This window comes from Candidatus Accumulibacter propinquus (assembly GCF_056856495.1).
Window position 1 is genome coordinate 156,579 of sequence record NZ_JBSEHC010000007.1, and the last position, 13,221, is coordinate 169,799.

A 13,221-nucleotide genomic window follows, 5' to 3' on the forward strand; every position below is an offset into this window, starting at 1 on the left:
AGTGAGGACTGCTTGCTTGAGTGAAGGAGCGTGCACGTTCGCTGACCGTCAGCAGGTCTGCTGATCTCCGACACGCACGATCTTCAGCGTATTGGTGCCGCCGCTGGTGCCCATCGGGTCGCCGGCGGTGAGCACGATGAAATCTCCCTTGACGACGATTCCCTCGTTCATCAGCAACTGTTCAGCGTCGTAGAGAAGTTCGTCGCGGGTGGTCGGGCGCTGTTTCATGAACAGTGGGAACACCGCCCGGTAGAGGCTCATCTTGGTTACTGCTTCGGCCTGCGGCGTCAGCGCGTACACCGGAACGCCGCAGTTGAGGCGGCTCATCCACAGGGCGGTCGCCCCGGATTCGGTGAGTGCCGCGATGGCCTTGACCTTGAGGTGGTGCGCCGTCCAGATCGCGGCCAGCGAGATGGTCTGATCGATGCGCGTGAAGACCTGATTGAGGAACTCGTGGTCGAGCGTCACAGCCGCCGACTTTTCGGCTTCCTCGCAGATCCTTGCCATTGCCTCGACGGTTTCGACCGGATACCTGCCGGAGGCGGTTTCGGCCGACAGCATCACGGCGTCGGTACCGTCGAGCACCGCGTTGGCCACGTCGGAGACTTCGGCACGCGTTGGTGCCGGTGAGAGAATCATCGATTCCATCATCTGCGTGGCGGTGATCGCCAGTTTGTTTTTCTCGCGTGCCAGGCGGATCATCCGCTTCTGCAAGGCCGGTACGGCGGCATCGCCGACCTCGACAGCCAGGTCGCCGCGCGCGACCATGATGCCGTCTGAAGCGGAGATGATCTCTTCGAGAGCGGCCACGGCCTCGACACGTTCGATCTTGGCGATGGTCTGCGCCTGTCCCCCGGCAGCGTGAATCAGTTGTTTAGCCATGTACATGTCGGCCGCGCTCTTGGGGAAGGAAACGGCAATAAAATCGGCGTCGATGCTGGCCGCGGTCCGGATGTCTTCCATGTCCTTGGCGGTCAGCGCCGGTGCCGAAAGTCCGCCGCCCTGACGGTTGATGCCCTTGTTATCTGACAGATCGCCACCGTGGCGAACGACGGTAAAGATTTCCGACGCCACGACCCGCTGTACGTCAAGCACGATGCGACCGTCATCGAGCAGCAGGACACTGCCAGCGGAGACGTCCCGGGTCAGATCCTTGTAGTCGAGGCCGACACGTTCGTTGTTGCCCAGTTCGCAGCGGGCATCGAGGATGAAGCGCTCGCCGGTTTCAAGCCGAACCTTGCCGTCGGCGAATTTCCCGACGCGGATTTTCGGGCCCTGGAGATCGGCGAGAATGCCCACCGGGCGCCCGACGCGGGCAGCCACCTCGCGCACCAGTCGCGCCCTGTCGACGTGGTCCTGCGGTTTGCCATGGGAGAAGTTGAGCCGCACGACATCGACGCCGGCGCGAATCATCCGTTCCAGCACCTCGGCGTCCGATGACGCCGGCCCGAGGGTGGCGACGATCTTGGTATCTCGTGACATGAATTTCCTATGCGAGAACACGAGGGGCGCCCGTAAGCGCCCCTCTGTGGCCGTCTAGCGGGCCATTACACGGACCATTTCCAGAACCTTGCAGGAGTAGCCCCACTCGTTGTCGTACCACGAGACGACCTTGACGAACGTGCTGTCGAGGGCCATCCCGGCTTCTGCGTCAAAAACGGAAGTGCAGACTTCGTCACGGAAATCGGTAGCCACCACCTTCTCATCCGTATACCCGAGGACGCCCTTCATCGGGCCTTCGGAAGCGGCCTTCATGGCTGCGCAGATGTCCTCGTAGGTGGCATCCTTGTTCAGTTCGACGGTAAGGTCGACGACGGACACATCGGAAGTGGGGACGCGGAAAGCCATGCCGGTGAGCTTCTTGTTCAATTCCGGAATGACCTTGCCGACAGCCTTGGCGGCACCGGTCGAGGACGGAATGATGTTCTCGAGAATGCCACGGCCGCCACGCCAGTCCTTGTTGGATGGGCCGTCGACTGTCTTCTGGGTCGCCGTTGCGGCATGCACCGTGGTCATCAGGCCGCGCTTGATTCCCCAATTGTCATGCAGGACCTTGGCCACCGGTGCCAGGCAGTTGGTGGTGCACGAGGCGTTCGAGATGATCGTCTGGCCAGCGTAGGTTTGATCATTCACACCGAATACGAACATCGGTGTGTCGTCCTTGCTCGGAGCGCTCTGGATGACTTTCCGGGCGCCTGCGGCGATATGCTTCTGGCACGATTCGGTGGTCAGGAAGAGGCCGGTGGAGTCGACGACGATGTCGGCGCCGACTTCATCCCACTTGAGTTCTGCCGGATCCTTGACGGCGGTCAGGCGGATCTTCTTTCCATTGACGATCAGCGTGTTGCCCTCGACGGCGATGGTGCCCTGGAAGCGGCCATGCACGGAGTCATACTTGAGCATGTACGCGAGATAGTCGGGTTCGAGCAGATCGTTGATGCCGACCACCTCGATGTCGTCAAAGTGCTGTACCGCTGCGCGAAACACCATCCGTCCGATACGGCCAAAGCCGTTGATTCCTACCTTGATTGTCATGAAACGGTCTCCTTGAGAAATTACAACAGTGATTTCACGGTGTTAACCACGTCGTCCACCGTGAAACCGATAAAGTCAAACAACGGGCCGGCAGGAGCCGACTCTCCAAAACGATCGATACCGATCACGGTACGAGTCCAACATACTTGCACCAGAAGCTGCCGACGCCCGCTTCGATGGCCAGACGCGGCACGGCGTGGGGCAGGACATCTCCCGATAAGAGGCGTCCTGCCCGGTGGTGGTTTCGACTCCGGGGGGATGATCGACTTCCGGGTGCACCGGAGTCTTCGAGACAAACTGATGAAAATTCTGCGGGTCATCGATCGACACGTCATGGCTGCCGAGGTGCAGCAGCGTGAAGATCGGCATCGATCCGTGAACGTTCGAGAGCACGGATCGGTTGGGCTCAGGCCAGTCTGGATTGGCCGGGTTGTCGCGCAAGTGGCGACGCCAGCGAACTTCTGCGATATCGGGCATGCCCATCGGCACGCCAGGGTGAACGAAATTGACTTGCTGGACCGCGTCCATCTCCAGGGCGCGGATGGCGTTGATCAGGGGGGCAGAAGCAGTGGGCACGATGACTCGCCGATCCAGGAAATGGGTTTTAGTCGCATGTGCAAATTATCCGCCAAAACGGGAGGCTTTGCCACTTTCCGTATCGACGCCGGTTTCGGAATTGCTGCCGGGCATTGATCATCGGCTTGATCGGTTCGTTGTCAAATGATTTATTGAAAGTAAAAGCTAAACATAAAACACAAAAAGTTTAACTTTTAATAATCTATTGCGCGTCCTACACTGCTTCGCAACCAACGACGAACGCCTCTCTTCACCCTTATCGACACGGAGACCAACATGGACCAATCAAATCGTTACGCCGACCTCAGCCTCAGGGAAGAAGACCTGATCAAGGGTGGCAGGCACATTCTCGTGGCTTACAAGATGAAGCCGAAAGCGGGCTACGATTATCTGCAGGCGGCAGCCCACTTCGCCGCCGAGTCGTCCACCGGTACCAATGTCGAAGTGTGCACCACCGACGAGTTTACCCGCGGCGTCGATGCCCTGGTCTACCTGATCGACGAGGCCGGCGAAGAGATGCGCATCGCCTACCCGCTGGACCTTTTCGACCGTAACGTCACCGATGGACGGATGATGATCGTATCGTTCCTGACGCTGGTGATCGGCAACAACCAGGGCATGGGCGACATCGAACACGCCAAAATCTACGATTTCTACATGCCCGAGCGTGCCATTCAGCTTTTTGACGGCCCGGCCAAGGACATCTCCGACCTGTGGCGGATCCTGGGTCGCCCGGTCAAGGATGGCGGCTATATTGCCGGTACGATCATCAAGCCGAAACTCGGTCTGCGTCCGGAGCCGTTTGCCAAGGCTGCTTACCAGTTCTGGCTGGGCGGGGACTTCATCAAGAATGACGAACCGCAAGGCAACCAGGTTTTTGCACCAATGAAGAAGGTGATGCCGTTGGTGTACGATGCCATGAAGCGCGCGCAGGACGAGACCGGTCAGGCAAAGCTGTTCTCGGCCAACATCACCGCCGACGACCACTATGAAATGTGCGCGCGCGCCGATTACATCCTGGAGACTTTCGGGCCCGATGCCGACAAGGTCGCCTTTCTCGTCGACGGCTACGTCGGCGGTCCGGGCATGGTCACCACGGCTCGCCGGCAGTATCCCAACCAGTACCTGCACTACCACCGTGCCGGTCACGGTGCCGTCACTTCGCCGAGTTCCAGGCGTGGCTACGATGCCTATGTGCTGGCCAAGATGTCGCGTCTGCAGGGTGCCTCGGGAATTCACGTCGGCACCATGGGCTACGGCAAAATGGAGGGCAGTGCCGACGATCGGGCGATTGCCTACGTCATCGAGCGCGACGAGTATCAGGGGCCGGCTTATTACCAGAAATGGTATGGCATGAAGCCGACCACGCCGATCATTTCCGGCGGCATGAACGCCTTGCGGCTGCCGGGTTTCTTCGCCAATCTGGGACACGGCAACGTCATCAACACTTCCGGTGGCGGTTCCTATGGTCACATCGACAGCCCGGCCGCTGGCGCCATTTCGCTACGACAGGCTTACGAGTGCTGGAAAGCCGGCGCCGACCCGATCGAATGGGCCAGGCAGCACCAGGAATTCGCGCGTGCTTTTGAGTCCTTCCCGAGTGACGCTGACAAGCTCTATCCGGGCTGGCGCGAAAAGCTCGGCGTTCATCGCTAGAGGCAAGGACCGGGGTTAAGGGTGTCGTGCAGTTGGAACGTTGCCCCGACTACGGGTTGAGCGCCGACAATACTTCTGGAGACGGGCAGTGACCGACAAGGGGCAATTCAGGGTTCTCGACGAACCGTTCTACCAGCCACAAGGCAACGAGGTGGCGCTCTACGAAGCGGCCTATGCGGCGCGTCTGCCGGTGATGGTCAAGGGGCCGACAGGTTGCGGCAAATCGCGTTTCATCGAATACATGGCCTGGCGGCTGGGCAAGCCCTTGATCACCATCGCCTGCAACGAAGACATGACCGCCTCCGATCTGGTCGGGCGCTACCTGCTGGAAGCCAACGGCACGCGCTGGCTCGACGGTCCGCTGACTACCGCTGCCCGCATCGGTGCCATCTGTTACCTCGATGAAATTGTCGAGGCGCGTCAGGACACCACGGTCGTCATCCATCCGCTGACCGACCATAGGCGCACGCTGCCGCTCGACAAGAAGGGAGAACTGCTGCGCGCTCACCCCGATTTTCAGTTGGCCATTTCGTACAATCCCGGTTACCAAAGCCTGATGAAGGATTTGAAGCAGTCGACCAAGCAGCGCTTCACCGCCTTCGAGTTCGAATATCCTGCGGCGGCACTGGAGATCGCCATTCTTGCCGGCGAAAGCGGTATCGATACCGTCACCGCAGAACAACTGGTGAATGTCGGCGCGGCCGCCCGCCGGCTCAAGGGGCACGGGCTTGACGAGGGCATCTCGACGCGTTTGCTGGTCTATGCCGCGACCTTGATCCGGGCTGGGGTTTCACCGCGTGAGGCCTGTCGCATGGCCCTGGTGCGGCCAATCACCGACGACCGAGATATTCGCGACACCCTGGATCACGCCATCGACGCGATCTTCGCCTAGGCCAGGGCGAAGCTCCCAGCCATGCCCGAGAACATCACTGAAAGCAGGGATCCAGCGACCTGGGGTGAGCGCCTGCAAGGCTATCGCGCGCAACTCGACTGTCGCTTTCCGCAAGTCGCCGAGGTATTCGAGCGATGCCTGATCGATGCGCTTGCCGTGCTCTCTACGGAAGGGGTCAATGCCTACATCGACCATGCGCGGGTGCTGAGCCGCATGGGGCGCGGCGTCGAACCGGTGCTGGTGTTTCTCGAGGAGTGGCCGTCGATCGCTGCAATTCTCGGTGAACAGGCCTTGCCGTCGATTGCCCGGACCATTTTCACGCTTGGCAAATCTCCGAATGCGAAAGCGATTTTCCCCTTTCTGCAGACGCTTGCCGCAGTCGCGCGGCGTTTGCCGGCAGCGGCACAGATGCAGCACTATCTGGATCTGGCGCTTGATCTCATGCAACGTACCAGCGGGTCGATCCACGGCATTCACCAGACCTTCGCCAGCCCGGCGTTGCCCGAGTTCTTCGGCCAGGCACCACGGCTGCTGCATGCGCTGAGTATCGCCGGACTGAGCAAGTGGGTTGAATACGGCATACGCAATTACCACAACCATCCGGAACGACAGCGCGCCTACTTCAGCCTGCAGTCGCCGGACAGTCGCGCAGTCCTGCAGCGTGAGCGTCACGGCACGCTGCTGGTCGACCATGAGCGCCAGCTCGATCTTTACCTGCGAGGTCTATGGGGCGATAGCGCCCTCCTGGTGCCCTATGCGACAAACCTGGAGCAATCGCCGCAATCTGTTCCTTACTACGACGCTTCTGGAATACGCCTGCCGGATGTCTTCGACGATGCGCATGGCGTCTCCGGCATTGACCGCTACCGCGCGCTGCTGGCGCACATCGCGGGCCATCGGCGCTGGAGCCGCCCGATATTTGCCGACAACTTCAGCCCGATGCAGCGCCTGGCGATCGAGGTCTTCGAGGACAGTCGTATCGAAGCGCTGATCCTGCGCGCATATCCCGGCCTGCGTTGCATCTTGCTCGCCCTGCACCCGAAGCCGCTGGAAGGCGCTTGCGACCCGGAAACCAGTTCCTGCCTTCGCCACCGGCTGACCATGCTGTCGCGCGCTCTGCTCGACGCCGAACATGGCTATCTGGACGTGCCGCTACTGGAATTCGTGGGTCGCTTCCGGGAAACGATGTCCCGCGGCGAATCCGGCAGCGAAGAAATGGCTGCCCTCGCGCTGGCCTACGTCGCGCGCACCCGTCGTCAGAGCGACCAACTGGCGAGCGTGTATTTCGCAGATACCGAACTGGCCTACCGCGACGACAATCGCCACCTGTGGCGATTCCACGAGTTGAGCGACGACGAGGAGATGTTCGATCAGGTGCGCCCGGCGTCCGCGGGGACCGAACTCGACCGCCTGCCGCCACGCCACTATCCGGAGTGGGATTACCAGACCCAGAGCTACCGGCCCGATTGGGTGAGCCTTTACGAATCGCTGCATCCGAGTGGCGACGCCGGTCACATCGACCGCCTGCTGGAAAAACACGCGCCGTTGGCGAGGCGCCTGAAGCGTCTGCTCGACCTCCTCAGGCCGCAGGAGAGGACTCGCATACGCTACCAGGAAGACGGCAGCGAACTCGATCTCGACATCGCCATTCGTTCGCTGATCGATTTCAAGAGCGGTGCCAACCCTGAACCGCGAATCAACATGAGCCATCGCACCAACGGTCGCAATCTCGCCGTGCTGTTGCTGCTCGATCTGTCGAAGTCGCTTGCCGAGCGGGTCGAGGTCGGAAACGGTGTCCCTGGGCAGAGCATTCTCGAACTGAGTCAGGAAGCGGTGTCGTTGCTCGCCTGGTCGATCGAGCAACTCGGCGACCCCTTCGCCATCGCCGGTTTTCATTCCGACACCCGCCACGATGTTCGTTACCTGCACCTCAAGGGCTACAGCGAAAGCTGGGGCGACCTGGTCAAGGCTCGTCTCGCGGCGATGCAGGCCGGCTATTCGACACGCATGGGGGCGGCCATGCGTCACGCCGCACATTACCTCGCTGCCCGCAAAGCAGAGAAGAAACTGCTGCTGGTCCTCACTGACGGCCAGCCGGCCGACGTGGATGTGCCGGACGAGCGGCTGCTTATCGAAGACGCTCGTCAAGCGGTCGGAGAACTCGACCAGAAGGGTATCTTCACCTACTGCATCAGCCTCGACCGCAAAGCCGATGTGTATGTCGGCGATATCTTCGGGCGGCGGTACGCGGTGATCGACAACGTCGAGCGGCTACCGGAGAGATTGCCGGAGTTGTTCCTGGCCTTGACCAGGTAGCGCGGAGGCTTGCAAGAGACCCCGCGCCGCCATCGGCGTCGTTGGCCGGCGGCCGACAATCGCCAGTTTGCCGGCCGGGGATCACTTTTGCATACGCGCTCAAAATTTGGCCGACGCAGTCCCCAGGCCGCACCACTCTGACTCAGGCTGCCTTGCGCCACCGCGAAATGCCGCCGACGAGGCCGAGGGCGCCGAGCAGCAGCGAAGGTGTGGATGGCTCGGGGATCGCCGTGATTTCCAGGAAGGGACGCAGCGCCGCATTGGACGAGGCGGAAGACGCGTACAGCGAAGCGATCGGTTTGCCGGAGTCGGCAATGGCTATGTCCGGCTGCAACAGTTCGAAACCGAAGTTCGTGGATGGGTCCGTAAGCCAGTCCTGAACCAGCGCGGTAACATCGAAAGACACCCATTGATTAACGCCGCTTTGCACGGTCGAGGTGAACGTCCCGGCGACGGCAGGCTGCGTCTCCCAGGTAACGGCAGTCTCGCTCCAGGCTTCGGTTACGCGATGCAACTCGGTGGAGATTGGTTTGGCTGCTGTCGGGTCGGCGAACGGCGGCAGACCGGGGAGGGCGAAGAGGTTGACCGTCGCGTTCCGGACCCGGTCGGCCGTGAGTGCCAGCGCTCCGAGTTCGAAACGCAACAGCGATCTGGTGTCATGTGCGCGCGTCTCACCCAGGGCGCCGATCTGCGGTACGGTGTTGCTGCTGCCCAGGAAATTCCCGAAGGGTACGGCGGGTAGGGGGCTCAGCGCGTTCAGCGTCTGGCTGTCGAGGTTGGTCACGCGCGCGGCGGTGGCGATACGGAATGCGCCGGGAACACCGAATTCATAGACAAAGACATCCTCGCTCGTCGCTTCGTCGGGCTGCAGGATGGTTGCGCCGTGCGCAGCGCCCGCCAGTACGCCAGCAAGTACGAGAGAGAGTGCCGTGGAAGGAAAAGTGTGTCGCATGTAATGCCTCCAATAGTCAGGTTGGCCGCAGGCGCGCACGCTACGCGCCTGCCCCTCCCTCATACGGGAGAAATCCGGCAACGGATGCAGTTGACGCTGGCGAAGTGTCCGACCGCAGCTTCTGCCGGCGGCCCGGATCAAGCCCGGAAGTCAAAAAATCAGTTGATTACCATATGGCTGAGATGAGAAGCTGGAACTGATGCACTCGGATTGTTCGCCAGCTTCTGCCGGAGCGGTACACTGCGACGCAAGCCGTGGCGGGAGTGGGCGGACGATTCCTCGGTGATCGATGTCGCTGCCGTCAAGGCCATGTTCAGGGAGCATTGATCCGACCGGCCAGCGACAGATATCAACGATCGGCCACTGCTGCGGATCGTGCTGTCAGATGAAGGAGTGATGGCACGGAAATGCTTCTCGGCGGACGACCGCATCTGTAGGGGCGCGAGCCAACTGGCGGGCGCGGTACAGGCCGGCTGGACCGTGAACATTGCAAGTGGGTCAGTATGTACTGGAGGGCAAGAACATGTCAGATGCAAATCAAACGCTGGGTATGGGCTGGCTGCCGGACTATCCGAGTTTGCGCGACCATACGGTGAACCATGATGTGGTGTCGGCAAGACTCAAGGAACTGGGGCAGACGCAGTCCATCAAGAGCCTGCTGGCGAGCGTAAATCCTGTGGCTGTGCCGGCAAAGTTGCCGACGACCGCGGATTTGCGCGACTGGTGTCCGCCGATCGAGAACCAGGGCACCCTGGGTTCGTGCACCGCGAATGCAGGCGTGGCGATGATCGAATACTACGAGCGACGGGCATTTGGCAAACACATCGACGCTTCACGCCTGTTCCTGTACAAAACGACGAGAAACCTGCTCAAATGGACCGGCGACACCGGCGCGTTCCTGCGCAGCACCATGGAGGCCATGGTGCTGTTCGGCGTCCCACCCGAAGAATACTGGCCCTACAGCACGGCAGCCACAGCTTTCGACAAAGAGCCATCGGCGTTCTGTTACGCCTTCGGGCAGAACTACCAGGCCATCAACTACTATCGTCTCGATCCTCCGGGAACATCGTGTGCGCTGCTGCTTGATCGTATCAAGTCCAACCTGGTTGCGGGGTTGCCGTCAATGTTCGGGTTTACGGTGTACAACTCGTACGGCCAGGCCAGCACCACCGGTAAATTTCCCTATCCGACGGCCGGCGAAAAGATCATTGGCGGGCATGCGATCGTCGCCGTCGGCTACGATGACAGCATGAAGATCAAGAATGCCAACCCCGGCGCCACCGAAACCAAAGGGGCCTTGCTGATCAGGAATTCCTGGGGAACAGGATGGGGGGCGGCCGGCTATGGCTGGCTGCCCTATGCCTACGTTCTCAACGGACTGGCGGTCGACTGGTGGGCGCTGATCAAACAGTCATGGGTCGATACGGGGAACTTTGGCTGAGGCCTTTTTGGCTGGGGCCTTTCGCAGCGTTCCTTCACCGCCTTGTGTACCGGGTTGCGAGTGCACGCCAAGGGTTTCTGACAGTGAGGCGATTTTCTCGTTGCGGTCAGTCTTGGTATTCCTGGAGGCGCGAGCGGGAGTCGAACCAACCTACACGGATTTGCAATCCGGAAGTTACGGCATTTCTTGGCGTTGATCGGGGTGCGAGGTAGGCTGTAAAAAACAGTAAAAACAAAGAGCTTACGTATATAGGCGTTGCTTGACGTTGAGGCGGATTGCGGTAAAATGGCTACATGGTGGCTACACGGAATCCCCCATGTAGCCAAACCGGAGCCGCCGACATGAACCGCGAACGCCTGACCCCTGACCGAATCCGCCGCCTGACCCTGCCCGCTGGTGTGGCGCAAGACTTCACTTGGGACACCGACGCACCGCGCCTCGCCGTGCGTGTGACTGCTGGTGCCAAGGCGTTTATCTTCGAGGCCAAGCTGAACCGGCAAACTGTACGTGTGACCATCGGCGATGTTCGAGCATGGGCACTCGCCGCCGCCCGCGACGAAGCCCGCCGGCTGCAAACGATGATTGACCAGGGTATAGACCCGCGCCAAGAGAAGCGCGAACGCATCGCCGAAGCCGAGGCCAAACGTGTCGAAGATGAAGCGAAGCGCGAAGAGGCGAAGCGTGTCGCAGCACCGGCACTCGACGCATGGGAAGCCTACCTCGTGGCACGCACGCCGAAATGGGGCGCACGCTCGCTGCTTGACCATCAGAGTGTCTCTGACGCTGGCGGCAAACCAAAAGCGCGTGCGCGTCACCAAGGAGAGGGCGAAACAACACTGCCGGGCATCCTGCGCCCCTTGCTGGAGCTTCCTCTCGAACGGATAACCGCCGACCGTGTGTGCGCATGGCTGAAAGACGAAACCGACCGCCGGCCGACTCAAGCAAGCCTTGCTTTCCGCCTGCTGCGTGGCTTCCTGAACTGGTGTTCGATTCGGGACGAATACAAGGCGCAGGTACACACCGACGCGTGCGCCAGTAAGGCAAAAGACGAGCTACCCAAGCAAGGCGTCAAGGACGATTGCCTACAGCGGGAACAACTGCCGCTTTGGTTCGCGCACGTTCGCCAGATTGGCAACCCCGTTGTTGCTGCGTATCTGCAAGCCTTGCTGCTGACCGGAGCGCGACGGGAAGAACTGGCCGGGCTGACGTGGGAAGATTTGGACTTTCAATGGAAGTCAATGACCATCAGGGATAAGGTGGAAGGCGAGCGCGTCATTCCGCTCACACCCTACGTCGCGTCGCTGCTGGCCGCGCTGCCCCGTCGCAATCAATGGGTGTTCGCAAGTCCTCGACTGGACGATTGCGCGATACAAGACAAGCGAACGATGCACGTTAAGGCGCTGGCCGCCGCTGGCCTTCCTGCGCTTACCCTGCATGGCCTGCGCCGTTCGTTTGGTACATTGGCGGAGTGGACAGAATGCCCGGCTGGAGTCTCAGCGCAAATCATGGGCCACAAGCCAAGCGCCATTGCCGAGAAGCATTACCGCCGCCGCCCGCTCGATCTGCTACGCATGTGGCACACCAAGATTGAAGGCTGGATTCTCAACGAGGCAGGTATCGAGCAGCCTGCCGAGGATCGGGGGCACGGCCTGCGAGTTGTCAGTGCTGTCTGACAGGTCAAGCAAGGAAGATGAACTTACGTTGAACTATCACCCTCTGAGACATACAATGTATTGCCATGAGCAAGATTTCCTGCATCAAGCCTACCGATAGGCAGGCTATCGAGTGGGTCAAGGAGGCTGGCAGCCAAAAGCGCCGCCTTGTTTTCACTGACCACGTGGAGTTGCGGATGAAAGAGCGCCGCATTGGCCGCCGCCAAGTGTTGCAGACCTTGCAGAATGGCCATATCAGCGAGCCTCTGCATCAGGATGTCAGGGGCGATTGGCGATGCAACGTGAGCTGGTTCTATGCAGGGGTTCGCCTCACTGTGGGCGTAGTTTTCAAGCTGTCCGACAAGGGCGAGTGGGTGGTCATCGCGACGGTATTCGAGGGATGAAATGAACCAAATGCTGAAGTACGAAGACTGCGGCCTGAAGAACATCTGGCTGGCGAACGGTTTCCGTTACGAGGATCTGGAGGGAGTCGGCCGCTGCCTGGAAATCGACGACATCGACGGCTTGCACCGCGCCATCGGGCACCGCCTTGTGAATTACAACAAGCGACTGACGGGTGCCGAAATCCGCTTTCTTCGCGTCGAAATGGGAATGTCTCAGAAGCGATTGGCCGATAGCCTGGGCGTTGATGAGCAGAGCGTTTCGTTGTGGGAGCGTACCAAGCGCCGGCCGGCAATTGCGGCAGAACGAATGTTGCGACTGCTGTATCTGGAACGTATGGACGGTACCACCAAGGTTGCTGAACTTATCGCGCAGTGGAATGACACCGATCGCCAAGAGGATGAACTGCGTCGGGTGTTCGAGGACACTGAGCACGGGTGGCGGCTGGCGGCATGACGGGAATGCACGACCCCGCGCCGCCCGGCGAAGTGCTCGCTGGCTGGCTCGATGACATCGACATGAGCGTTACCGCATTTGCTGCCCATGTGGGCATCAGTCGCGTCATGCTGTCGCGCATCCTGCACGGACACGCCGCCGTCACCGCCGACATGGATTTGCGCTTACATGAAGCCTTGGGTACTTCGCCCGGCTTGTGGCTGCGCATGCAGACGCAGCGTGACCTGTGGATGGCCGGCGAGCGTGCCAAGGAACGCGCGCCGGTGGCCCGAATCGCTGCCTGACGGAGTTTTGCCGCGCCCATCCCGAGGGAGAAAACCGGGTTTTCCTTCACCCGGCTGGC

General features: G+C 60.7%; 11 protein-coding genes and 1 pseudogene. 8 read left to right on the top strand and 4 right to left on the bottom strand.

Annotated features, from left to right (window positions below):
• Positions 1 to 48 precede the first annotated feature (48 nt).
• The 3 genes and pseudogenes from pyk to AC15MQ_RS21525 form a co-directional block, all read right to left on the bottom strand.
• Positions 49 to 1,482 (bottom strand): pyruvate kinase, encoded by a 1,434-nt coding sequence (pyk, locus tag AC15MQ_RS21515; protein ID WP_287655137.1) that lies wholly within the window; start codon positions 1,480 to 1,482, stop codon positions 49 to 51.
• A 54-nt stretch (positions 1,483 to 1,536) separates the two neighbouring features.
• The gene (gene gap / locus AC15MQ_RS21520; RefSeq protein WP_287655136.1) at positions 1,537 to 2,535 is read right to left on the bottom strand and encodes a type I glyceraldehyde-3-phosphate dehydrogenase; all 999 of its coding nucleotides are present in this window, start codon (positions 2,533 to 2,535) and stop codon (positions 1,537 to 1,539) included.
• A gap of 231 nt (positions 2,536 to 2,766) precedes the next feature.
• Positions 2,767 to 3,063, bottom strand: a pseudogene (locus AC15MQ_RS21525) (transketolase); the annotation flags it as partial.
• 324 nt (positions 3,064 to 3,387) lie between these two features.
• On the opposite strand from AC15MQ_RS21525, the gene AC15MQ_RS21530 reads away from it, so the two are divergent.
• The 3 genes from AC15MQ_RS21530 (at position 3,388) to AC15MQ_RS21540 (ending at position 7,975) form a co-directional block, all read left to right on the top strand.
• Positions 3,388 to 4,767 (top strand): ribulose-bisphosphate carboxylase, encoded by a 1,380-nt coding sequence (locus tag AC15MQ_RS21530; RefSeq protein ID WP_332336905.1) that lies wholly within the window; start codon positions 3,388 to 3,390, stop codon positions 4,765 to 4,767.
• Between the two features lie 88 nt (positions 4,768 to 4,855).
• Positions 4,856 to 5,659, top strand: a complete 804-nt coding sequence (locus AC15MQ_RS21535) for a CbbQ/NirQ/NorQ/GpvN family protein (RefSeq protein ID WP_287668531.1) — start codon at positions 4,856 to 4,858, stop codon at positions 5,657 to 5,659.
• Between the two features lie 21 nt (positions 5,660 to 5,680).
• A complete protein-coding gene (locus AC15MQ_RS21540) occupies positions 5,681 to 7,975 on the top strand; it encodes a nitric oxide reductase activation protein NorD (RefSeq protein WP_483081286.1) in 2,295 nt (764 codons plus the stop codon).
• Positions 7,976 to 8,117: 142 nt separating this feature from the next.
• On the opposite strand, the gene AC15MQ_RS21545 is transcribed toward AC15MQ_RS21540, so the two are convergent.
• Positions 8,118 to 8,927 (bottom strand): DNRLRE domain-containing protein, encoded by an 810-nt coding sequence (locus tag AC15MQ_RS21545; protein ID WP_332336903.1) that lies wholly within the window; start codon positions 8,925 to 8,927, stop codon positions 8,118 to 8,120.
• Positions 8,928 to 9,450: 523 nt separating this feature from the next.
• Here AC15MQ_RS21545 and AC15MQ_RS21550 point away from each other — a divergent pair.
• The 5 genes from AC15MQ_RS21550 (at position 9,451) to AC15MQ_RS21570 (ending at position 13,162) form a co-directional block, all read left to right on the top strand.
• Positions 9,451 to 10,368, top strand: a complete 918-nt coding sequence (locus tag AC15MQ_RS21550; RefSeq protein WP_287655130.1) for a C1 family peptidase — start codon at positions 9,451 to 9,453, stop codon at positions 10,366 to 10,368.
• A gap of 341 nt (positions 10,369 to 10,709) precedes the next feature.
• Positions 10,710 to 12,041 carry a tyrosine-type recombinase/integrase gene (locus AC15MQ_RS21555; protein WP_483081287.1) on the top strand — a complete coding sequence of 444 codons (1,332 nt, stop codon included), beginning with the start codon at positions 10,710 to 10,712 and terminating at the stop codon, positions 12,039 to 12,041.
• Between the two features lie 65 nt (positions 12,042 to 12,106).
• Positions 12,107 to 12,424, top strand: a complete 318-nt coding sequence (locus AC15MQ_RS21560; protein ID WP_287668522.1) for a DUF4258 domain-containing protein — start codon at positions 12,107 to 12,109, stop codon at positions 12,422 to 12,424.
• Between the two features lies 1 nt (position 12,425).
• On the top strand, positions 12,426 to 12,878 hold the full coding sequence (locus AC15MQ_RS21565) for a helix-turn-helix domain-containing protein (protein ID WP_483081288.1): 453 nt from the start codon (positions 12,426 to 12,428) through the stop codon (positions 12,876 to 12,878).
• On the top strand, positions 12,875 to 13,162 hold the full coding sequence (locus AC15MQ_RS21570) for a HigA family addiction module antitoxin (RefSeq protein ID WP_483081289.1): 288 nt from the start codon (positions 12,875 to 12,877) through the stop codon (positions 13,160 to 13,162). The genes AC15MQ_RS21565 and AC15MQ_RS21570 overlap by 4 nt, the downstream gene beginning before the upstream one ends.
• The last annotated feature ends 59 nt before the right edge of the window (positions 13,163 to 13,221 follow it).